At 45.1% G+C, this 21,337-nt stretch carries 16 protein-coding genes and 3 pseudogenes; 12 read left to right on the top strand and 7 right to left on the bottom strand.

The features are described 5' to 3' along the window. Positions 1-6 precede the first annotated feature (6 nt). The 11 genes from atpA (at position 7) to ACIH2S_RS00180 (ending at position 15,805) form a co-directional block, all read left to right on the top strand. The gene (gene atpA, locus ACIH2S_RS00230; RefSeq protein ID WP_006660649.1) at positions 7-1,548 is read left to right on the top strand and encodes a F0F1 ATP synthase subunit alpha; all 1,542 of its coding nucleotides are present in this window, start codon (positions 7-9) and stop codon (positions 1,546-1,548) included. A gap of 55 nt (positions 1,549-1,603) precedes the next feature. After that, the gene (gene atpG / locus ACIH2S_RS00225; protein WP_006660648.1) at positions 1,604-2,467 is read left to right on the top strand and encodes a F0F1 ATP synthase subunit gamma; all 864 of its coding nucleotides are present in this window, start codon (positions 1,604-1,606) and stop codon (positions 2,465-2,467) included. Between the two features lie 34 nt (positions 2,468-2,501). After that, a complete protein-coding gene (gene atpD / locus ACIH2S_RS00220; RefSeq protein ID WP_006660647.1) occupies positions 2,502-3,884 on the top strand; it encodes a F0F1 ATP synthase subunit beta in 1,383 nt (460 codons plus the stop codon). Between the two features lie 21 nt (positions 3,885-3,905). After that, a complete protein-coding gene (locus ACIH2S_RS00215; RefSeq protein WP_006660646.1) occupies positions 3,906-4,331 on the top strand; it encodes a F0F1 ATP synthase subunit epsilon in 426 nt (141 codons plus the stop codon). A 123-nt stretch (positions 4,332-4,454) separates the two neighbouring features. Next, positions 4,455-5,825: a bifunctional UDP-N-acetylglucosamine diphosphorylase/glucosamine-1-phosphate N-acetyltransferase GlmU gene (gene glmU / locus ACIH2S_RS00210; protein ID WP_108479114.1), complete on the top strand. Its 1,371-nt coding sequence runs from the start codon at positions 4,455-4,457 to the stop codon at positions 5,823-5,825. A gap of 261 nt (positions 5,826-6,086) precedes the next feature. Continuing rightward, positions 6,087-7,919 carry a glutamine--fructose-6-phosphate transaminase (isomerizing) gene (gene glmS / locus ACIH2S_RS00205; RefSeq protein ID WP_036950619.1) on the top strand — a complete coding sequence of 611 codons (1,833 nt, stop codon included), beginning with the start codon at positions 6,087-6,089 and terminating at the stop codon, positions 7,917-7,919. A 159-nt stretch (positions 7,920-8,078) separates the two neighbouring features. After that, positions 8,079-8,900 (top strand): TnsA endonuclease N-terminal domain-containing protein, encoded by an 822-nt coding sequence (locus tag ACIH2S_RS00200; protein ID WP_001029679.1) that lies wholly within the window; start codon positions 8,079-8,081, stop codon positions 8,898-8,900. Continuing rightward, a complete protein-coding gene (locus ACIH2S_RS00195; RefSeq protein ID WP_000267723.1) occupies positions 8,887-10,995 on the top strand; it encodes a DDE-type integrase/transposase/recombinase in 2,109 nt (702 codons plus the stop codon). The genes ACIH2S_RS00200 and ACIH2S_RS00195 overlap by 14 nt, the downstream gene beginning before the upstream one ends. Further along, entirely contained in the window at positions 10,992-12,659 is a 1,668-nt protein-coding gene (locus tag ACIH2S_RS00190) for an AAA family ATPase (protein ID WP_001276994.1), read from the top strand. The genes ACIH2S_RS00195 and ACIH2S_RS00190 overlap by 4 nt, the downstream gene beginning before the upstream one ends. Before the next feature lie 2 nt (positions 12,660-12,661). Then, positions 12,662-14,188 carry a TnsD family Tn7-like transposition protein gene (locus ACIH2S_RS00185; protein WP_001243518.1) on the top strand — a complete coding sequence of 509 codons (1,527 nt, stop codon included), beginning with the start codon at positions 12,662-12,664 and terminating at the stop codon, positions 14,186-14,188. Beyond that, entirely contained in the window at positions 14,189-15,805 is a 1,617-nt protein-coding gene (locus ACIH2S_RS00180) for a Tn7-like element transposition protein TnsE (RefSeq protein ID WP_000251879.1), read from the top strand. A 55-nt stretch (positions 15,806-15,860) separates the two neighbouring features. Here ACIH2S_RS00180 and ACIH2S_RS00175 read toward each other — a convergent pair. From ACIH2S_RS00175 to sat2, 6 genes and pseudogenes are all read right to left on the bottom strand, one after another. Further along, positions 15,861-16,013 (bottom strand): annotated as a pseudogene (locus ACIH2S_RS00175) (IS256 family transposase); the annotation flags it as partial. 22 nt (positions 16,014-16,035) lie between these two features. Continuing rightward, positions 16,036-16,413: a hypothetical protein gene (locus ACIH2S_RS00170; protein WP_001271300.1), complete on the bottom strand. Its 378-nt coding sequence runs from the start codon at positions 16,411-16,413 to the stop codon at positions 16,036-16,038. A gap of 409 nt (positions 16,414-16,822) precedes the next feature. Further along, positions 16,823-16,963: a hypothetical protein gene (locus ACIH2S_RS00165; protein ID WP_425326962.1), complete on the bottom strand. Its 141-nt coding sequence runs from the start codon at positions 16,961-16,963 to the stop codon at positions 16,823-16,825. Between the two features lie 291 nt (positions 16,964-17,254). Further along, positions 17,255-17,752 (bottom strand): hypothetical protein, encoded by a 498-nt coding sequence (locus ACIH2S_RS00160; protein ID WP_001444089.1) that lies wholly within the window; start codon positions 17,750-17,752, stop codon positions 17,255-17,257. A gap of 28 nt (positions 17,753-17,780) precedes the next feature. Beyond that, positions 17,781-18,616: pseudogene (gene aadA1, locus ACIH2S_RS00155) on the bottom strand (ANT(3'')-Ia family aminoglycoside nucleotidyltransferase AadA1). A 57-nt stretch (positions 18,617-18,673) separates the two neighbouring features. Then, positions 18,674-19,198, bottom strand: a complete 525-nt coding sequence (gene sat2, locus ACIH2S_RS00150; RefSeq protein WP_000704156.1) for a streptothricin N-acetyltransferase Sat2 — start codon at positions 19,196-19,198, stop codon at positions 18,674-18,676. Positions 19,199-19,520: 322 nt separating this feature from the next. Here sat2 and intI2 point away from each other — a divergent pair. Continuing rightward, positions 19,521-20,498 (top strand): annotated as a pseudogene (gene intI2, locus ACIH2S_RS00145) (class 2 integron integrase IntI2). Positions 20,499-20,685: 187 nt separating this feature from the next. Here the strand turns inward: intI2 and ACIH2S_RS00140 are convergent. After that, positions 20,686-20,925 (bottom strand): BrxA family protein, encoded by a 240-nt coding sequence (locus ACIH2S_RS00140; RefSeq protein WP_001353740.1) that lies wholly within the window; start codon positions 20,923-20,925, stop codon positions 20,686-20,688. Positions 20,926-21,337 lie beyond the last annotated feature (412 nt).

Below are 21,337 nucleotides of genomic sequence, written 5' to 3'. Positions count from 1 at the left end.
GAGCATATGCAACTGAATTCCACCGAAATCAGCGAACTGATCAAACAGCGTATTGCTCAGTTCGATGTTGTGAGTGAAGCTCACAATGAAGGTACGATTGTTTCCGTTAACGACGGTATCATTCGTATTCACGGTTTAGCCGAAGTCATGCAGGGTGAAATGATCGCACTGCCTGGCAACCGTTACGCAATTGCACTGAACTTAGAGCGTGACTCTGTTGGTGCGGTTGTTATGGGTCCTTATGCTGACTTAGCAGAAGGCATGAAAGTTAAATGTACTGGTCGTATTCTTGAAGTTCCAGTAGGCCGTGGCCTGTTAGGACGTGTAGTGAATACACTGGGTCAACCAATTGATGGTAAAGGTCCTGTTGAGCACGATGGCTTCTCTCCTGTAGAAGTTATTGCTCCGGGTGTTATCGACCGTCAATCAGTTGATCAACCTGTACAGACTGGTTATAAATCAGTCGATGCGATGATTCCAATCGGCCGTGGCCAGCGTGAGCTTGTCATCGGTGACCGTCAAACTGGTAAAACAGCTCTGGCGATCGATGCAATCATCAACCAGCGTGATTCTGGCATCAAATGTGTTTACGTTGCTATCGGGCAGAAAGCATCAACTATCTCTAACGTAGTACGTAAACTCGAAGAACACGGCGCACTGGAAAACACTATCGTTGTTGTTGCAACTGCATCTGAATCAGCTGCACTGCAATACTTAGCACCATACTCTGGTTGCGCGATGGGTGAATATTTCCGTGACCGCGGTGAAGATGCTCTGATCGTTTATGATGACCTGTCTAAACAGGCTGTCGCATACCGTCAAATTTCACTGTTGCTGCGTCGTCCACCAGGACGTGAAGCATACCCAGGTGATGTTTTCTATCTGCACTCCCGTTTACTTGAGCGTGCTGCTCGTGTTAACGCTGATTACGTAGAAGCATTCACTAAAGGTGAAGTGAAAGGTAAAACTGGTTCATTGACTGCTCTGCCAATCATTGAAACTCAAGCGGGTGACGTTTCTGCATTCGTACCAACAAACGTAATTTCGATTACTGATGGTCAGATCTTCCTGGAATCTAACCTGTTTAACTCTGGTATTCGTCCAGCGGTTAACCCAGGTATTTCAGTATCTCGTGTTGGTGGTGCTGCTCAGACTAAAATCATTAAGAAACTGTCTGGTGGTATCCGTACAGCACTGGCTCAATACCGTGAACTGGCAGCGTTTGCTCAGTTTGCTTCCGACCTCGATGACGCAACTCGTAAACAGTTGAGCCACGGTCAGAAAGTAACTGAACTGCTGAAACAGAAACAGTATGCACCAATGTCAGTAGCAGAGCAGGCACTGTCTCTGTTCGCTGCAGAACGTGGATATCTGGACGATGTTGAGTTAGCAAAAATTGGTGCATTCGAAGCTGCATTAGTTTCATTTGCACAGCGCGAGCATGCTGACCTTATGAACGAAATTGGTCTGGCGGGCAAATATAACGATGATATCGAAGCTAAGTTGAATAAACTGCTCGAGTCATTCAAAGCCACCCAGTCCTGGTAATACTATTCGGCCCGTGAATTTTTATGGGCCGTCTGGTTAATAAGGAGAAGCAGAAATGGCCGGCGCAAAAGAGATACGTTCCAAGATTGGAAGTGTGCAAAACACACAGAAGATCACTAAAGCGATGGAAATGGTCGCGGCGTCCAAAATGCGTAAAACGCAGGAACGCATGGCGGCCAGCCGTCCTTATGCAGAAACCATGCGCAGTGTGATTGGTCACCTTGCATTAGGTAATCTGGAATATAAACACCCATATCTCGAAGAGCGCGAAGTTAAGCGCGTCGGGTATTTGGTTGTTTCAACAGACCGTGGTCTGTGTGGTGGTTTGAACGTTAACCTGTTCAAAAAACTGCTAGCAGATATGAAAACGTGGTCTGAGAAAAACGTTCAGGTTGATTTGGCTTTAATCGGTTCTAAAGCGGTAGCATTCTTCGGTTCTGTAGGCGGCAATGTCGTTTCACAAGTAACCGGAATGGGGGATAACCCGACCCTTTCTGACCTGATTGGCCCGGTTAACTCTATGCTACAAGCCTATGATGAAGGGCGTTTAGATAAACTGTATGTGGTGAACAACAAGTTCGTCAATACAATGTCTCAAGAGCCAACGATTCTTCAGTTACTGCCATTGCCTGCAAGCGATGACGAAACACTGAAGAAGAAATCTTGGGATTATTTATATGAACCCGATCCTAAGGCGTTGCTGGATACCCTGCTGCGTCGTTATATCGAGTCGCAGGTTTATCAGGGCGTCGTTGAAAACCTAGCTAGTGAGCAGGCCGCTCGAATGGTAGCGATGAAAGCCGCTACAGATAACGGTGGAAACCTGATCAAAGAGTTGCAGTTGGTTTACAACAAAGCTCGTCAGGCCAGCATTACTCAGGAACTGACCGAGATCGTTTCTGGTGCTGCCGCGGTTTAACAGCTAGGTTTACGAATTACGTAGAGGATTCAAGATGGCTACTGGAAAGATTATCCAGGTAATCGGCGCCGTTGTGGACGTCGAGTTCCCTCAAGATAACGTACCAAAAGTGTACGATGCTCTTGAGGTTATTAACGGTAAAGAAAAACTGGTGTTGGAAGTTCAACAACAGTTAGGTGGTGGTGTTGTCCGTTGTATCGCAATGGGTACATCAGACGGTCTGAGCCGTGGTTTAGAAGTTGTAAACCTAGAGCACCCAATCGAAGTACCAGTCGGTAAAGCAACTCTGGGACGTATCATGAACGTTCTGGGTGAACCAATCGACATGAAAGGTGATATCGGCGAAGAAGAGCGCTGGTCTATTCACCGTGCTGCACCAAGCTACGAAGAGTTAGCTAACTCAACTGAACTGCTGGAAACCGGTATCAAAGTAATGGACTTAATCTGTCCATTCGCGAAAGGTGGTAAAGTAGGTCTGTTCGGTGGTGCGGGTGTTGGTAAAACAGTAAACATGATGGAACTGATCCGTAACATCGCGATTGAGCACTCAGGTTACTCAGTGTTCGCCGGTGTTGGTGAGCGTACCCGTGAAGGTAACGACTTCTATCATGAAATGACCGACTCAAACGTTCTGGATAAAGTATCACTGGTTTATGGCCAGATGAACGAGCCACCAGGAAACCGTCTGCGTGTTGCGCTGACTGGTCTGACTATGGCTGAAAAATTCCGTGACGAAGGTCGTGACGTACTGCTGTTCGTTGACAACATTTATCGTTATACACTGGCAGGTACTGAAGTATCAGCACTGTTAGGTCGTATGCCATCAGCGGTAGGTTACCAACCAACGCTGGCGGAAGAGATGGGTGTTCTGCAAGAACGTATTACCTCAACTCAAACTGGTTCTATCACTTCCGTTCAAGCGGTATACGTACCAGCGGATGACTTGACTGACCCATCACCAGCAACCACCTTTGCTCACTTAGACGCAACCGTAGTTCTGAGCCGTCAAATCGCATCTCTGGGTATCTACCCTGCGGTTGACCCTCTGGATTCTACCAGCCGTCAATTAGACCCACTGGTAGTTGGTCAAGAGCACTATGATGTTGCTCGTGGCGTTCAGTCTATTCTGCAACGTTACCAAGAACTGAAAGATATCATTGCAATCCTGGGTATGGATGAACTGTCTGAAGAAGACAAACTGGTTGTTGCTCGTGCTCGTAAGATCCAGCGCTTCCTGTCTCAACCATTCTTCGTTGCAGAAGTCTTTACCGGTTCACCAGGTAAGTTCGTTTCTCTGAAAGACACTATCCGTGGCTTCAGCGGCATCCTGAACGGTGATTACGACCACCTGCCAGAACAAGCGTTCTACATGGTTGGTACCATTGAAGAAGCTGTGGAAAAAGCGAAAAAGCTTTAATCCATCTGACGAGAGGTTGATATGGTAGCTGCAATGACATACTACCTGAAAGTAGTAAGCGCGGAAAAACAGATGTTTGAAGGCTTAGTACAAAAAATTCAGGTGACAGGTAGTGAAGGTGAGTTGGGGATTTATCCGCAGCATACCCCGCTGCTGACTGCCATAAAACCGGGCATGGTACGCATTACGAAGCAGTTTGGTGAAGAAGAGCTAATTTACCTCTCCGGCGGTATTTTAGAAGTTCAACCAACAGGTGTTATCGTACTCGCTGATACAGCGATCCGTGGTAAAGATTTAGACGAAGCTCGTGCAGTGGAAGCTAAACGCAAAGCGGAAGAACATGTCCGCAAAGCACACGGCGATGTTGATTATGCTCAGGCATCAGCAGAACTTGCAAAAGCAATAGCGAAACTTCGAGTTATCGAGTTAACTAAAAAGCTTATGTAATGATAGCAATATAGAAAAAGCCAGTTAGTTTGACTAACTGGCTTTTTTATTTGTGCGAAATATGTAGTAATTTATACAGGAAATAGGTTTACTTTCACCCCAAAGTTGGAGTTTCAGGAAAATATGACTGTGCAAAGAAAAAGTGTCGTGATTTTAGCTGCCGGTAAAGGCACACGGATGTATTCAGACTTACCTAAAGTTCTGCATTTACTCGCAGGTAAACCAATGGTTCAGCATGTGATTGATACAGCGAAATCAATCGGTGCGTCGGATATTCATCTGGTATACGGACATGGCGGTGATTTACTGAAAGAAAAACTGGGTGAACAAAACCTCAATTGGGTTCTGCAAGCAGAGCAACTGGGTACTGGCCACGCGATGCAGCAAGCCGCTCCTCACTTCCAAGATGATGAAGATATTGTCATGCTTTATGGCGATGTACCTTTGATCGCTAAAGACACATTACAACGACTGGTAGAAGCTAAGCCAGAAGGCGGCATTGGCTTACTCACTGTTATCCTAGATAACCCAGCCGGTTATGGTCGCATTATCCGCGAAAACGGCGAAGTCGTTGGTATCATCGAACAGAAAGATGCCAGTGAAGAACAGCGTAAAATCCAAGAAATCAACACCGGTATTATGGTTGCAAGCGGAAAAGACTTTAACCGCTGGCTGAGCCAACTGAACAATAACAATGCCCAAGGTGAATACTACATTACCGACATCATTGCTCTTGCTCATAAAGAAGGTAACAAAATTGCGACCGTTCACCCAAGCCATCTCAGTGAAATGGAAGGGGTTAATAACCGTCTGCAATTAGCTGCGTTAGAGCGCATCTACCAAAAAGAACAAGCTGAAAAATTACTGTTAGCGGGTGTGATGTTGATTGATCCTGCGCGTTTTGATATTCGCGGAACCTTAACTCACGGTCGCGATGTGGTGATCGACACCAACGTGATCATCGAAGGTAACGTGACGCTGGGTAATAACGTTCAGATCCAAACAGGCTGCGTACTAAAAAACTGTGTGATTGGCGATAACTCAATTATCAGCCCATACTCAGTGATTGAAAATTCTGAATTATCCACGGAATGTACTGTTGGACCTTTCGCTCGTTTACGCCCTGGTGCTAAATTAGCAGCGAAATCCCATGTGGGTAACTTTGTTGAAATGAAAAATGCCACGCTGGGCTTAGGCTCTAAAGCGGGTCACTTAAGCTATCTGGGTGATGCTCAGATTGGTAGTAATGTGAATATTGGTGCGGGCACGATCACCTGTAATTATGATGGTGTGAATAAATTTAAAACGGTTATTGGTGATGATGTGTTTGTTGGCTCTGACACTCAGTTAGTTGCTCCTGTGTGTGTGGCTAATGGCGCAACCATTGGCGCTGGTACCACGGTCACTCGTGATATTAACGAAGGTGAGCTGGTAGTGAGCCGCGTGAAACAGACACACATTAAAAACTGGCAGCGCCCAGTAAAGAAAAAATAAGTAAATAAAACATAAGTAAATATAGAGGAGAGATATTCAAGTCTCTCCTATGATTAGCTATGAACGAATTAGTTATCTAAGAATTAGCAGTCTAAGCAATGTCGGTCAGTATCTTTTAATATAAAAATCGCTACAAAGTAGCAAACAAACAAAACAATAAAATTCCCCGTTTCTACAAGGCTGGGGAACAGCGAAAGCTGAACAATAATCAGGTTGCGACAATAAGAGGGGAATAACCCCTTTATTTAGGAATAACTTAATATGTGTGGAATTGTTGGTGCTGTCGCACAACGTGATATCGCGGAAATTCTGTTAGAAGGTCTTCGCCGTTTAGAATACCGTGGTTATGACTCAGCGGGTATGGCGGTGGTTGATCACGAAGGTCATCTGCAACGCTTACGTGAAGTCGGTAAAGTGCAAATGCTGGCGGAAGAAGCAGAAAAGAATCCGGTTTCTGGTGGAACTGGTATCGCGCATACCCGCTGGGCGACTCATGGTATTCCAAGCGAGCGTAACGCTCACCCTCATACCTCGGGTTACATTGCCGTTGTTCATAACGGAATTATTGAGAACTATTTAGAACTGAAAGAAGAGCTGAAAAAACTTGGCTATATCTTTAGTTCAGACACTGACACTGAAGTGATTGCACACCTTGTTCATCATGAACAGCAGCAAGGTGGCACATTGCTGGAAGTGGTTCAGCGCGTGATCCCACAATTACGTGGCGCTTATGGCACCGTAATTATGGATAGCCGCAACCCAGAATTATTAGTCGCAGCACGTTCAGGTAGCCCGTTGGTTATCGGTCTGGGTGTTGGCGAAAACTTCTTAGCTTCTGACCAACTGGCATTATTGCCTGTGACTCGCCGTTTTATCTACTTAGAAGAAGGGGATATTGCGGAAGTTACTCGTCGCACTGTGCGTATTTTTGATAAGCAAGGCGCACCAGTTGAACGTGAGCAAATCGAATCGAATGTTCAATACGATGCAGGTGATAAAGGCGCATACCGCCATTACATGCAAAAAGAGATCTATGAACAGCCAATGGCGATTAAAAACACCCTCGAAGGGCGTTTTAACCAAGATAATGGTATCGACCTTAGCGAGTTAGGTCCAAAAGCCAGCGAAATTCTGTCCAAAGTTGACCATATCCAAATCGTTGCCTGCGGAACCTCGTACAACGCTGGTATGGTTGCGCGTTACTGGTTTGAATCATTGGCGGGTATTCCTTGTGACGTGGAAATTGCGTCTGAATACCGCTACCGTAAACCGGCACATCGTAAAGGCAGCTTGATGATCACCATTTCCCAATCAGGGGAAACGGCAGATACTTTAGCCGCTTTACGCTTGTCTAAAGAACTGGGTTACTTAACGTCCCTGGCGATTTGTAACGTTGGCGCATCTTCATTAGTCCGCGAATCTGAGTTTTCGCTGATGACCAAAGCGGGTGCGGAAATTGGCGTTGCTTCCACCAAAGCATTCACAACCCAGTTAACGGTATTGTTGATGCTGGTGGCGTATATGGGACGCCTGAAAGGGGCAAACCCAGAACTGGAAGAGCGTATTGCTCATGCGCTTCACGCACTGCCTGCGCGTATTGAAAGCATGCTGTCTCAAGACAAAGTGATTGAAGCGTTAGCTGAAGATTTCTCAGACAAAAACCACGCACTGTTCTTAGGTCGTGGTGATCAGTTCCCTATCGCCGTTGAAGGCGCACTGAAACTGAAAGAGATTTCGTATATCCACGCCGAAGCGTATGCAGCGGGCGAATTAAAACATGGACCATTAGCGTTAATTGATGCAGATATGCCAGTTATCATCGTTGCTCCGAACAACGAACTGTTAGAAAAACTGAAATCTAACATTGAAGAAGTTCGCGCGCGTGGTGGTCTGCTGTATGTGTTCGCTGACCAAGATGCTGGTTTTGTGGCAAGTGAAAACATGAAAATTGTTCCCCTGCCGCATGTGGAAGAGTTAATCGCACCAATTTTCTACACTGTTCCTCTGCAACTGCTCTCTTACCATGTTGCGTTAATCAAAGGAACTGACGTGGATCAGCCGCGTAACTTAGCAAAATCAGTGACTGTTGAGTAATCTCGTTCTGATTTAAAAATCCAGCTGTGGGCGGACAATAAAGTCTTAAACTGAACAAAATAGATCTAAACTATGACAATAAAGTCTTAAACTAGACAGAATAGTTGTAAACTGAAATCAGTCCAGTTATGCTGTGAAAAAGCATACTGGACTTTTGTTATGGCTAAAGCAAACTCTTCATTTTCTGAAGTGCAAATTGCCCGTCGTATTAAAGAGGGGCGTGGCCAAGGGCATGGTAAAGACTATATTCCATGGCTAACAGTACAAGAAGTTCCTTCTTCAGGTCGTTCCCACCGTATTTATTCTCATAAGACGGGACGAGTCCATCATTTGCTATCTGACTTAGAGCTTGCTGTTTTTCTCAGTCTTGAGTGGGAGAGCAGCGTGCTAGATATACGCGAGCAGTTCCCCTTATTACCTAGTGATACCAGGCAGATTGCAATAGATAGTGGTATTAAGCATCCTGTTATTCGTGGTGTAGATCAGGTTATGTCTACTGATTTTTTAGTGGACTGCAAAGATGGTCCTTTTGAGCAGTTTGCTATTCAAGTCAAACCTGCAGCAGCCTTACAAGACGAGCGTACCTTAGAAAAACTAGAACTAGAGCGTCGCTATTGGCAGCAAAAGCAAATTCCTTGGTTCATTTTTACTGATAAAGAAATAAATCCCGTAGTAAAAGAAAATATTGAATGGCTTTATTCAGTGAAAACAGAAGAAGTTTCTGCGGAGCTTTTAGCACAACTATCCCCATTGGCCCATATCCTGCAAGAAAAAGGAGATGAAAACATTATCAATGTCTGTAAGCAGGTTGATATTGCTTATGATTTGGAGTTAGGCAAAACATTGAGTGAGATACGAGCCTTAACCGCAAATGGTTTTATTAAGTTCAATATTTATAAGTCTTTCAGGGCAAATAAGTGTGCAGATCTCTGTATTAGCCAAGTAGTGAATATGGAGGAGTTGCGCTATGTGGCAAATTAATGAGGTTGTGCTATTTGATAATGATCCGTATCGCATTTTGGCTATAGAGGATGGCCAAGTTGTCTGGATGCAAATAAGCGCTGATAAAGGAGTTCCACAAGCTAGGGCTGAGTTGTTGCTAATGCAGTATTTAGATGAAGGCCGCTTAGTTAGAACTGATGACCCTTATGTACATCTTGATTTAGAAGAGCCGTCTGTAGATTCTGTCAGCTTCCAGAAGCGCGAGGAGGATTATCGAAAAATTCTTCCTATTATTAATAGTAAGGATCGTTTCGACCCTAAAGTCAGAAGCGAACTCGTTGAGCATGTGGTCCAAGAACATAAGGTTACTAAGGCTACAGTTTATAAGTTGTTACGCCGTTACTGGCAGCGTGGTCAAACGCCTAATGCATTAATTCCTGACTACAAAAACAGCGGAGCACCAGGGGAAAGACGTTCAGCGACAGGAACAGCAAAGATTGGCCGAGCCAGAGAATATGGTAAGGGTGAAGGAACCAAGGTAACGCCCGAGATTGAACGCCTTTTTAGGTTGACCATAGAAAAGCACCTGTTAAATCAAAAAGGTACAAAGACCACCGTTGCCTATAGACGATTTGTGGACTTGTTTGCTCAGTATTTTCCTCGCATTCCCCAAGAGGATTACCCAACACTACGTCAGTTTCGTTATTTTTATGATCGAGAATACCCTAAAGCTCAGCGCTTAAAGTCTAGAGTTAAAGCAGGGGTATATAAAAAAGACGTACGACCCTTAAGTAGTACAGCCACTTCTCAGGCGTTAGGCCCTGGGAGTCGTTATGAGATTGATGCCACGATTGCTGATATTTATTTAGTGGATCATCATGATCGCCAAAAAATCATAGGAAGACCAACGCTTTACATTGTGATTGATGTGTTTAGTCGGATGATCACGGGCTTTTATATCGGCTTTGAAAATCCGTCTTATGTGGTGGCGATGCAGGCTTTTGTAAATGCTTGCTCTGACAAAACGGCCATTTGTGCCCAGCATGATATTGAGATTAGTAGCTCAGACTGGCCGTGTGTAGGTTTGCCAGATGTGTTGCTAGCGGACCGTGGCGAATTAATGAGTCATCAGGTCGAAGCCTTAGTTTCTAGTTTTAATGTGCGAGTGGAAAGTGCTCCACCTAGACGTGGCGATGCTAAAGGCATAGTGGAAAGCACTTTTAGAACACTACAAGCCGAGTTTAAGTCCTTTGCACCTGGCATTGTAGAGGGCAGTCGGATCAAAAGCCATGGTGAAACAGACTATAGGTTAGATGCATCTCTGTCGGTATTTGAGTTCACACAAATTATTTTGCGTACGATCTTATTCAGAAATAACCATCTGGTGATGGATAAATACGATCGAGATGCTGATTTTCCTACAGATTTACCGTCTATTCCTGTCCAGCTATGGCAATGGGGTATGCAGCATCGTACAGGTAGTTTAAGGGCTGTGGAGCAAGAGCAGTTGCGAGTAGCGTTACTGCCTCGCCGAAAGGTCTCTATTTCTTCATTTGGCGTTAATTTGTGGGGTTTGTATTACTCGGGGTCAGAGATTCTGCGTGAGGGTTGGTTGCAGCGGAGCACTGATATAGCTAGACCTCAACATTTAGAAGCGGCTTATGACCCAGTGCTGGTTGATACGATTTATTTGTTTCCGCAAGTTGGCAGCCGTGTATTTTGGCGCTGTAATCTGACGGAACGTAGTCGGCAGTTTAAAGGTCTCTCATTTTGGGAGGTTTGGGATATACAAGCACAAGAAAAACACAATAAAGCCAATGCGAAGCAGGATGAGTTAACTAAACGCAGGGAGCTTGAGGCGTTTATTCAGCAAACCATTCAGAAAGCGAATAAGTTAACGCCCAGTACTACTGAGCCCAAATCAACACGCATTAAGCAGATTAAAACTAATAAAAAAGAAGCCGTGACCTCGGAGCGTAAAAAACGTGCGGAGCATTTGAAGCCAAGCTCTTCAGGTGATGAGGCTAAAGTTATTCCTTTCAACGCAGTGGAAGCGGATGATCAAGAAGATTACAGCCTACCCACATACGTGCCTGAATTATTTCAGGATCCACCAGAAAAGGATGAGTCATGAGTGCTACCCGGATTCAAGCAGTTTATCGTGATACGGGGGTAGAGGCTTATCGTGATAATCCTTTTATCGAGGCCTTACCACCATTACAAGAGTCAGTGAATAGTGCTGCATCACTGAAATCCTCTTTACAGCTTACTTCCTCTGACTTGCAAAAGTCCCGTGTTATCAGAGCTCATACCATTTGTCGTATTCCAGATGACTATTTTCAGCCATTAGGTACGCATTTGCTACTAAGTGAGCGTATTTCGGTCATGATTCGAGGTGGCTACGTAGGCAGAAATCCTAAAACAGGAGATTTACAAAAGCATTTACAAAATGGTTATGAGCGTGTTCAAACGGGAGAGTTGGAGACATTTCGCTTTGAGGAGGCACGATCTACGGCACAAAGCTTATTGTTAATTGGTTGTTCTGGTAGTGGGAAGACGACCTCTCTTCATCGTATTCTAGCCACGTATCCTCAGGTGATTTACCATCGTGAACTCAATGTAGAGCAGGTGGTGTATTTGAAAATAGACTGCTCGCATAATGGTTCGCTAAAAGAAATCTGCTTGAATTTTTTCAGAGCGTTGGATCGAGCCTTGGGCTCGAACTATGAGCGTCGTTATGGCTTAAAACGTCATGGTATAGAAACCATGTTGGCTTTGATGTCGCAAATAGCCAATGCACATGCTTTAGGGTTGTTGGTTATTGATGAAATTCAGCATTTAAGCCGCTCTCGTTCGGGTGGATCTCAAGAGATGCTGAACTTTTTTGTGACGATGGTGAATATTATTGGCGTACCAGTGATGTTGATTGGTACCCCTAAAGCACGAGAGATTTTTGAGGCTGATTTGCGGTCTGCACGTAGAGGGGCAGGGTTTGGAGCTATATTCTGGGATCCTATACAACAAACGCAACGTGGAAAGCCCAATCAAGAGTGGATCGCTTTTACGGATAATCTTTGGCAATTACAGCTTTTACAACGCAAAGATGCGCTGTTATCGGATGAGGTCCGTGATGTGTGGTATGAGCTAAGCCAAGGAGTGATGGACATTGTAGTAAAACTTTTTGTACTCGCTCAGCTCCGTGCGCTAGCTTTAGGCAATGAGCGTATTACCGCTGGTTTATTGCGGCAAGTGTATCAAGATGAGTTAAAGCCTGTGCACCCCATGCTAGAGGCATTACGCTCGGGTATCCCAGAACGCATTGCTCGTTATTCTGATCTAGTCGTTCCCGAGATTGATAAACGGTTAATCCAACTTCAGCTAGATATCGCAGCGATACAAGAACAAACACCAGAAGAAAAAGCCCTTCAAGAGTTAGATACCGAAGATCAGCGTCATTTATATCTGATGCTGAAAGAGGATTACGATTCAAGCCTGTTAATTCCCACTATTAAAAAAGCGTTTAGCCAGAATCCAACGATGACAAGACAAAAGTTACTGCCTCTTGTTTTGCAGTGGTTGATGGAAGGCGAAACGGTAGTGTCAGAACTAGAAAAGCCCTCCAAGAGTAAAAAGGTTTCGGCTATAAAGGTAGTCAAGCCCAGCGACTGGGATAGCTTACCTGATACGGATTTACGTTATATCTATTCACAACGCCAACCTGAAAAAACCATGCATGAACGGTTAAAAGGGAAAGGGGTAATAGTGGATATGGCGAGCTTATTTAAACAAGCAGGTTAGCCATGAGAAACTTTCCTGTTCCGTACTCGAATGAGCTGATTTATAGCACTATTGCACGGGCAGGCGTTTATCAAGGGATTGTTAGTCCTAAGCAGCTGTTGGATGAGGTGTATGGCAACCGCAAGGTGGTCGCTACCTTAGGTCTGCCCTCGCATTTAGGTGTGATAGCAAGACATCTACATCAAACAGGACGTTACGCTGTTCAGCAGCTTATTTATGAGCATACCTTATTCCCTTTATATGCTCCGTTTGTAGGCAAGGAGCGCCGAGACGAAGCTATTCGGTTAATGGAGTACCAAGCGCAAGGTGCGGTGCATTTAATGCTAGGAGTCGCTGCTTCTAGAGTTAAGAGCGATAACCGCTTTAGATACTGCCCTGATTGCGTTGCTCTTCAGCTAAATAGGTATGGGGAAGCCTTTTGGCAACGAGATTGGTATTTGCCCGCTTTGCCATATTGTCCAAAACACGGTGCTTTAGTCTTCTTTGATAGAGCTGTAGATGATCACCGACATCAATTTTGGGCTTTGGGTCATACTGAGCTGCTTTCAGACTACCCCAAAGACTCCCTATCTCAATTAACAGCACTAGCTGCTTATATAGCCCCTCTGTTAGATGCTCCACGAGCGCAAGAGCTTTCCCCAAGCCTTGAGCAGTGGACGCTGTTTTATCAGCGCTTAGCGCAGGATCTAGGGCTAACCAAAAGCAAGCACATTCGTCATGACTTGGTGGCGGAGAGAGTGAGGCAGACTTTTAGTGATGAGGCACTAGAGAAACTGGATTTAAAGTTGGCAGAGAACAAGGACACGTGTTGGCTGAAAAGTATATTCCGTAAGCATAGAAAAGCCTTTAGTTATTTACAGCATAGTATTGTGTGGCAAGCCTTATTGCCAAAACTAACGGTTATAGAAGCGCTACAGCAGGCAAGTGCTCTTACTGAGCACTCTATAACGACAAGACCTGTTAGCCAGTCTGTGCAACCTAACTCTGAAGATTTATCTGTTAAGCATAAAGACTGGCAGCAACTAGTGCATAAATACCAAGGAATTAAGGCGGCAAGACAGTCTTTAGAGGGTGGGGTGCTATACGCTTGGCTTTACCGACATGACAGGGATTGGCTAGTTCACTGGAATCAACAGCATCAACAAGAGCGTCTGGCACCCGCCCCTAGAGTTGATTGGAACCAAAGAGATCGAATTGCTGTACGACAACTATTAAGAATCATAAAGCGTCTAGATAGTAGCCTTGATCACCCAAGAGCGACATCGAGCTGGCTGTTAAAGCAAACTCCTAACGGAACCTCTCTTGCAAAAAATCTACAGAAACTGCCTTTGGTAGCGCTTTGCTTAAAGCGTTACTCAGAGAGTGTGGAAGATTATCAAATTAGACGGATTAGCCAAGCTTTTATTAAGCTTAAACAGGAAGATGTTGAGCTTAGGCGCTGGCGATTATTAAGAAGTGCAACGTTATCTAAAGAGCGGATAACTGAGGAAGCACAAAGATTCTTGGAAATGGTTTATGGGGAAGAGTGAGTGGTTAGGCTAGCTACATTTAATGACAATGTGCAGGTTGTACATATTGGTCATTTATTCCGTAACTCGGGTCATAAGGAGTGGCGTATTTTTGTTTGGTTTAATCCAATGCAAGAACGGAAATGGACTCGATTTACTCATTTGCCTTTATTAAGTCGAGCTAAGGTGGTTAACAGTACAACAAAGCAAATAAATAAGGCGGATCGTGTGATTGAGTTTGAAGCATCGGATCTTCAACGAGCCAAAATAATCGATTTTCCTAATCTCTCGTCCTTTGCTTCCGTACGCAACAAGGATGGAGCGCAGAGTTCATTTATTTACGAAGCTGAAACACCATATAGCAAGACTCGTTATCACATCCCACAGTTAGAGCTAGCTCGGTCATTATTTTTAATTAACTCCTATTTCTGTCGAAGCTGTTTGAGCAGTACCGCTTTACAGCAAGAGTTCGACGTTCAGTATGAGGTTGAGCGAGATCATTTAGAGATAAGGATCTTACCCAGTTCATCGTTTCCTAAAGGGGCGTTAGAGCAGTCGGCCGTAGTGCAGCTTTTGGTTTGGTTGTTTTCGGATCAAGATGTTATGGATTCGTATGAAAGTATTTTTAGGCACTATCAACAAAATAGAGAAATTAAGAACGGCGTTGAAAGCTGGTGCTTTAGCTTTGACCCTCCGCCCATGCAGGGTTGGAAATTACATGTAAAAGGACGTTCTTCTAACGAGGATAAGGATTATTTAGTTGAGGAAATAGTAGGTTTAGAAATCAACGCTATGCTTCCTAGCACAACAGCTATTAGCCATGCCTCTTTTCAGGAAAAGGAGGCAGGTGATGGTAGTACGCAGCACATAGCGGTTTCAACAGAGTCAGTTGTTGATGATGAGCATCTACAGTTGGACGATGAGGAAACAGCCAATATAGACACAGACACACGAGTCATAGAGGCTGAGCCGACATGGATAAGTTTTAGTAGACCTAGTCGAATTGAAAAATCTCGCAGGGCAAGAAAAAGTAGCCAAACTATTTTAGAAAAAGAAGAAGCAACAACAAGTGAAAATAGTAATTTGGTTAGTACTGATGAGCCACACTTAGGTGGTGTCCTAGCAGCGGCAGATGTGGGTGGGAAGCAGGATGCAACCAATTACAACTCTATTTTTGCTAATCGATTTGCTGCTTTTGATGAGCTACTTTCAATTCTAAAAACTAAATTTGCATGTCGGGTGCTTTTTGAAGAAACCTTGGTTTTGCCAAAAGTTGGGCGTAGCCGATTACATCTGTGTAAAGATGGCTCACCAAGAGTGATTAAAGCCGTTGGGGTGCAACGTAATGGCAGTGAATTTGTATTGCTAGAGGTGGATGCATCGGATGGGGTGAAAATGCTTTCTACCAAAGTGTTGAGTGGCGTTGATAGCGAAACATGGCGGAATGATTTTGAAAAGATACGGCGTGGAGTGGTGAAGAGCTCATTGAATTGGCCAAATAGTTTGTTTGATCAATTATATGGACAAGACGGGCATAGAGGGGTGAATCATCCAAAGGGGTTGGGGGAGCTGCAAGTATCGAGAGAGGATATGGAAGGGTGGGCTGAGAGAGTGGTTAGAGAGCAATTTACGCATTAAAGGAATGACTGAAAGAGCCTGTAAACCCTTTTGTGTAAGTGCTTTTGCCGGTCAGTTAAAGGTGGCCATTTAAACGGTCACCAAATTCGATCATAAAACGGTTCATGGCCGGCTTCCAGTTGCGGATCGGCATCGTCCATTTCTTGGTCGCCGCCTGGATAGCCAGGTACACCACCTTCATCGCTGATTCGTCCGTAGGGAACACCTTGAGTTCATATTAATGGAATTTTCTACAAATAGCCTCCGTGGTTTTGAGGGGGGATTACAGACGATCCATAGTAGTAATCCAATGAGTTCTTGAGCGCGGCGACATGTTTGGACGCCTTGGCAAAAATTAGAGCCTGCTTGAAGTGCAGGCGAGCACGTGCTTGGACGATTGATCCATTCGCGGTCAAAAACTCAATCTTGGATGACAGCGTGTCAGGAAATCCAATATCGAAGTCCCGCCCCGTGTCAAAGTAGGGCATTTCATGATCAAAGGACGAAGCTTCCCAGGCCACTTCCCTAATATTCCAGCCGCTAGAAACAAGATTTCGTACGACTTCATCAACTTTTTTGCTTTCCAACTTGTCACAAAGTGCATAGGCAAGAGCTTTGGCGGCAGACACGTGCGTTTCCTCTTAAACATAGGTCGAACGGATACCCGAGGCAAAGCGGAGCATTAGTCCCAAAGCATCTCCGGTAGATCCGGAGGCTCCATACTGAAGGCATGGCATCTTGGGCATTGATATTTGAAACTTCTCTCTAGATAGCAGGGATTTCTTGGCCTTGCCTCATGCTGATAGCTTGTAAATATCACACGATCCTTAGCCCCACAAAGTGAGCATACTCCGTAGCTTTCATTTATAGAAATCGTCGTTAGATTGTCGCAGCATGTGCACGTTCCGACTATTTGCTCAGGAAGCATCGCCATACCTTGGCCTAGGTAAAGAAGATCAGACTCGTAGCCACATCGGTGGCAACTGAGCTTGTACGCAATGCCCATCTGGTTGTCTCACCTGAATCGTAACGTCAGAGCTATTCATCCATCCATTCGGCATCAATGTATGCCACTAAGCCGACCAGCTGACCGTTTGGACTGAAGTATGTTGCCTGCACCCCACTTGACATCTCATCAATACCACCGCACTGCGCTAGGCGCCGGTCCCACTTGCCCACAGAAGCGTCAGGATCGGCTGAGTTCCCCAAGACCCTTGTGAGCCATGCCTCCTTTAACTCAACCTCTCGAATGATTGCGTCGGCCAGCTCCTCCGCGTTATCTAGTTCGACATAGTCTGGAATTCGGACGTACGTTCTGAACACAGCTGGATACTTACTTGGGCGATTGTCATACATGACATCAACAATGTACCCGTTTGTGTAACCGTCTCTTGGAGGTTCGTATGACACTAGTGGTTCCCCTCAGCTTGCGACTAGATGTTGAGGCCTAACATTTTATTAGAGAGCAGGCTAGTTGCTTAGATACATGATCTTCAGGCCGTTATCTGTCAGGGCAAGCGAAAATTGGCCATTTATGACGACCAATGCCCCGCAGAAGCTCCCATCTTTGCCGCCATAGACGCCGCGCCCCCCTTTTGGGGTGTAGAACATCCTTTTGCCAGATGTGGAAAAGAAGTTCGTTGTCCCATTGTTGGCAATGACGTAGTAGCCGGCGAAAGTGCGAGACCCATTTGCGCTATATATAAGCCTACGATTTCCGTTGCGACTATTGTCGTAATTGGATGAACTATTATCGTAGTTGCTCTCAGAGTTGTCGTAATTTGATGGACTATTGTCGTAATTGCTTATGGAGTTGTCGTAGTTGCTTGGAGAAATGTCGTAGTTGGATGGGGAGTAGTCATAGGGAAGACGAGCTTCATCCACTAAAACAATTGGCAGGTCAGCAAGTGCCTGCCCCGATGCCATCGCAAGTACGAGGCTTAGAACCACCTTCAACAGATCGCGCATAGTCTTCCCCAGCTCTCTAACGCTTGAGTTAAGCCGCGCCGCGAAGCGGCGTCGGCTTGAACGAATTGTTAGACATTATTTGCCGACTACCTTGGTGATCTCGCCTTTCACGTAGTGAACAAATTCTTCCAACTGATCTGCGCGCGAGGCCAAGCGATCTTCTTGTCCAAGATAAGCCTGCCTAGCTTCAAGTATGACGGGCTGATACTGGGCCGGCAGGCGCTCCATTGCCCAGTCGGCAGCGACATCCTTCGGCGCGATTTTGCCGGTTACTGCGCTGTACCAAATGCGGGACAACGTAAGCACTACATTTCGCTCATCGCCAGCCCAGTCGGGCGGCGAGTTCCATAGCGTTAAGGTTTCATTTAGCGCCTCAAATAGATCCTGTTCAGGAACCGGATCAAAGAGTTCCTCCGCCGCTGGACCTACCAAGGCAACGCTATGTTCTCTTGCTTTTGTCAGCAAGATAGCCAGATCAATGTCGATCGTGGCTGGCTCGAAGATACCTGCAAGAATGTCATTGCGCTGCCATTCTCCAAATTGCAGTTCGCGCTTAGCTGGATAACGCCACGGAATGATGTCGTCGTGCACAACAATGGTGACTTCTACAGCGCGGAGAATCTCGCTCTCTCCAGGGGAAGCCGAAGTTTCCAAAAGGTCGTTGATCAAAGCTCGCCGCGTTGTTTCATCAAGCCTTACGGTCACCGTAACCAGCAAATCAATATCACTGTGTGGCTTCAGGCCGCCATCCACTGCGGAGCCGTACAAATGTACGGCCAGCAACGTCGGTTCGAGATGGCGCTCGATGACGCCAACTACCTCTGATAGTTGAGTCGATACTTCGGCGATCACCGCTTCCCTCATGATGTTTAACTCCTGAATTAAGCCGCGCCGCGAAGCGGTGTCGGCTTGAATGAATTGTTAGGCGTCATCCTGTGCTCCCGAGAACCAGTACCAGTACATCGCTGTTTCGTTCGAGACTTGAGGTCTAGTTTTATACGTGAACAGGTCAATGCCGCCGAGAGTAAAGCCACATTTTGCGTACAAATTGCAGGCAGGTACATTGTTCGTTTGTGTCTCTAATCGTATGCCAAGGAGCTGTCTGCTTAGTGCCCACTTTTTCGCAAATTCGATGAGACTGTGCGCGACTCCTTTGCCTCGGTGCGTGTGCGACACAACAATGTGTTCGATAGAGGCTAGATCGTTCCATGTTGAGTTGAGTTCAATCTTCCCGACAAGCTCTTGGTCGATGAATGCGCCATAGCAAGCAGAGTCTTCATCAGAGTCATCATCCGAGATGTAATCCTTCCGGTAGGGGCTCACACTTCTGGTAGATAGTTCAAAGCCTTGGTCGGATAGGTGCACATCGAACACTTCACGAACAATGAAATGGTTCTCAGCATCCAATGTTTCCGCCACCTGCTCAGGGATCACCGAAATCTTCATATGACGCCTAACATTTTATTAGTAAGCATGCTCGTTTTGTCACCCGCTGATGCTTACCGTTAATTAATATAATCACTTGTATTAAATAGACTTTCTTTAAAAATACAAGACACTCTGTTATTACAAATCGTGCATGCCGTCTATCCTGCTTGCACGATGCACATTATCTCACCCAAAGAACTCATAACATTTTAATTTATTTAGCATTAAATTAAAACTCTACCGGTAAACAAGCATCTCTAGGCGTAAAAAACAGGCACTTTTTTAAATCCCAGCTAGAATAGGCTGTATAGGCAGACAGTTGCAAGACAAGGAGCGTTTTATGTCTAACAGTCCATTTTTAAATTCTATACGCACGGATATGCGACAAAAAGGTTATGCGCTGAAAACTGAAAAAACTTACCTGCACTGGATTAAGCGTTTTATTCTGTTTCACAAAAAACGTCATCCTCAGACCATGGGCAGTGAAGAGGTCAGGCTGTTTTTATCCAGCTTAGCAAACAGCAGACATGTAGCCATAAACACGCAGAAAATCGCTTTAAATGCCCTAGCTTTTTTGTACAACAGGTTTTTACAACAGCCGTTGGGCGATATTGATTATATCCCTGCAAGCAAGCCTAGACGGCTACCCTCTGTTATCTCTGCAAATGAAGTGCAACGCATTTTGCAGGTTATGGATACTCGCAACCAAGTTATTTTTACGCTGCTGTATGGTGCAGGTTTGCGCATTAATGAATGCTTGCGTTTGCGGGTTAAAGATTTTGATTTTGATAATGGCTGCATCACTGTGCATGACGGTAAGGGTGGGAAAAGCAGAAACAGCCTACTGCCCACGCGCCTAATCCCAGCAATAAAATAACTCATTGAGCAAGCGCGGCTTATTCAGCAAGACGACAACTTACAAGGCGTAGGGCCATCGCTGCCTTTTGCTTTAGATCACAAATACCCTTCTGCTTATCGACAAGCGGCGTGGATGTTTGTCTTTCCCTCCAGCACGCTCTGCAACCACCCGTATAACGGCAAATTATGCCGCCATCATCTGCATGACTCCGTTGCGCGAAAGGCATTGAAGGCAGCCGTACAAAAAGCAGGCATCGTTAGCAAGCGTGTCACTTGTCATACATTTCGTCACTCGTTTGCTACGCATCTATTACAAGCGGGGCGTGATATTCGCACTGTGCAAGAACTCTTAGGGCATAACGATGTTAAGACCACGCAAATCTATACGCATGTGTTGGGTCAGCATTTTGCCGGCACCACCAGTCCTGCGGATGGACTGATGCTACTTATCAATCAGTAAAAGTAGATAAATATCTTTATGTAGCCCTGAGTAGCCCCTGATACTTTTTATGGTGAAAAAGATAAACAATCATAGAGGGGATAAATATGAGCCAGTTCTACCATTGTTCAGATAAGTTTAAGCAAGATACTGTCAATCACAGTGACCATTCATGGTCATTACACTTCCTCCAGTTGCCAGACAATGCCTAACATAAAAACGCAAAAGCCCAAAAGTCAGAGCTTAGGTGTTCTAGGCGTTTTCTAAGCGCTGAAGAAATACGTCTTACCGTAGATTGCGTGCGTTTCTGAAGCACATTTTCCTTATACATGGCTTTATCCCAGGCAGCTTCATCAAGCTCTTGGAGTAACAAGCCAGTAATAATGCGACACTCTCGGGTTTGTAGCGAGCCGCTGGTGAGATCGGAGTTATAGCGGAAAGGGGTCATTTGTAATTATTTGTGGGTGGAGGATAGTTAACTTATTATTGTAGTTGGAAGAGGCTGCTTTCCAAACATTAGCACCTCGTAATGCTTGTTACTGTATATTAATTTATGCTCTTAGCGCATGTTAATGGGCTATTACAATGCATAATGTCCACATCAAGATAACTGTGGCTTAACACCTGTACAAGCGAAAAAAATCAATCACCTGTCCGGAAATACGGGATCACTGTAAAGTGTTGGTGAGGCAGTCTAGGAGGGGGATTTAATTTGGGATACTGATGAAAGGATTATGATCAGTTGGATATAGGATCGTACTAAGCTGAGCGGCAGGTTAGCTAGATTAGTTAACCAGATAAGTGAAATCTAGTTCCAAACTATTTTGTCATTTTTAATTTTCGTATTAGCTTACGACGCT

It is taken from the genome of Providencia lanzhouensis (genome assembly GCF_050469745.1).
Lineage (GTDB): Bacteria > Pseudomonadota > Gammaproteobacteria > Enterobacterales > Enterobacteriaceae > Providencia > Providencia lanzhouensis.
This window is presented reverse-complemented; position numbering and strand designations above follow the sequence as displayed.

Coding starts and splice junctions, on each gene's coding strand:
- atpA (WP_006660649.1), top strand. CDS start 7: ATGCAACTGAATTCCACCGAAATCAGCGAACTGATCAAACAGCGTATT.
- atpG (WP_006660648.1), top strand. CDS start 1,604: ATGGCCGGCGCAAAAGAGATACGTTCCAAGATTGGAAGTGTGCAAAAC.
- atpD (WP_006660647.1), top strand. CDS start 2,502: ATGGCTACTGGAAAGATTATCCAGGTAATCGGCGCCGTTGTGGACGTC.
- ACIH2S_RS00215 (WP_006660646.1), top strand. CDS start 3,906: ATGGTAGCTGCAATGACATACTACCTGAAAGTAGTAAGCGCGGAAAAA.
- glmU (WP_108479114.1), top strand. CDS start 4,455: ATGACTGTGCAAAGAAAAAGTGTCGTGATTTTAGCTGCCGGTAAAGGC.
- glmS (WP_036950619.1), top strand. CDS start 6,087: ATGTGTGGAATTGTTGGTGCTGTCGCACAACGTGATATCGCGGAAATT.
- ACIH2S_RS00200 (WP_001029679.1), top strand. CDS start 8,079: ATGGCTAAAGCAAACTCTTCATTTTCTGAAGTGCAAATTGCCCGTCGT.
- ACIH2S_RS00195 (WP_000267723.1), top strand. CDS start 8,887: ATGTGGCAAATTAATGAGGTTGTGCTATTTGATAATGATCCGTATCGC.
- ACIH2S_RS00190 (WP_001276994.1), top strand. CDS start 10,992: ATGAGTGCTACCCGGATTCAAGCAGTTTATCGTGATACGGGGGTAGAG.
- ACIH2S_RS00185 (WP_001243518.1), top strand. CDS start 12,662: ATGAGAAACTTTCCTGTTCCGTACTCGAATGAGCTGATTTATAGCACT.
- ACIH2S_RS00160 (WP_001444089.1), bottom strand. CDS start 17,752: ATGCGCGATCTGTTGAAGGTGGTTCTAAGCCTCGTACTTGCGATGGCA.
- sat2 (WP_000704156.1), bottom strand. CDS start 19,198: ATGAAGATTTCGGTGATCCCTGAGCAGGTGGCGGAAACATTGGATGCT.
- ACIH2S_RS00140 (WP_001353740.1), bottom strand. CDS start 20,925: ATGACCCCTTTCCGCTATAACTCCGATCTCACCAGCGGCTCGCTACAA.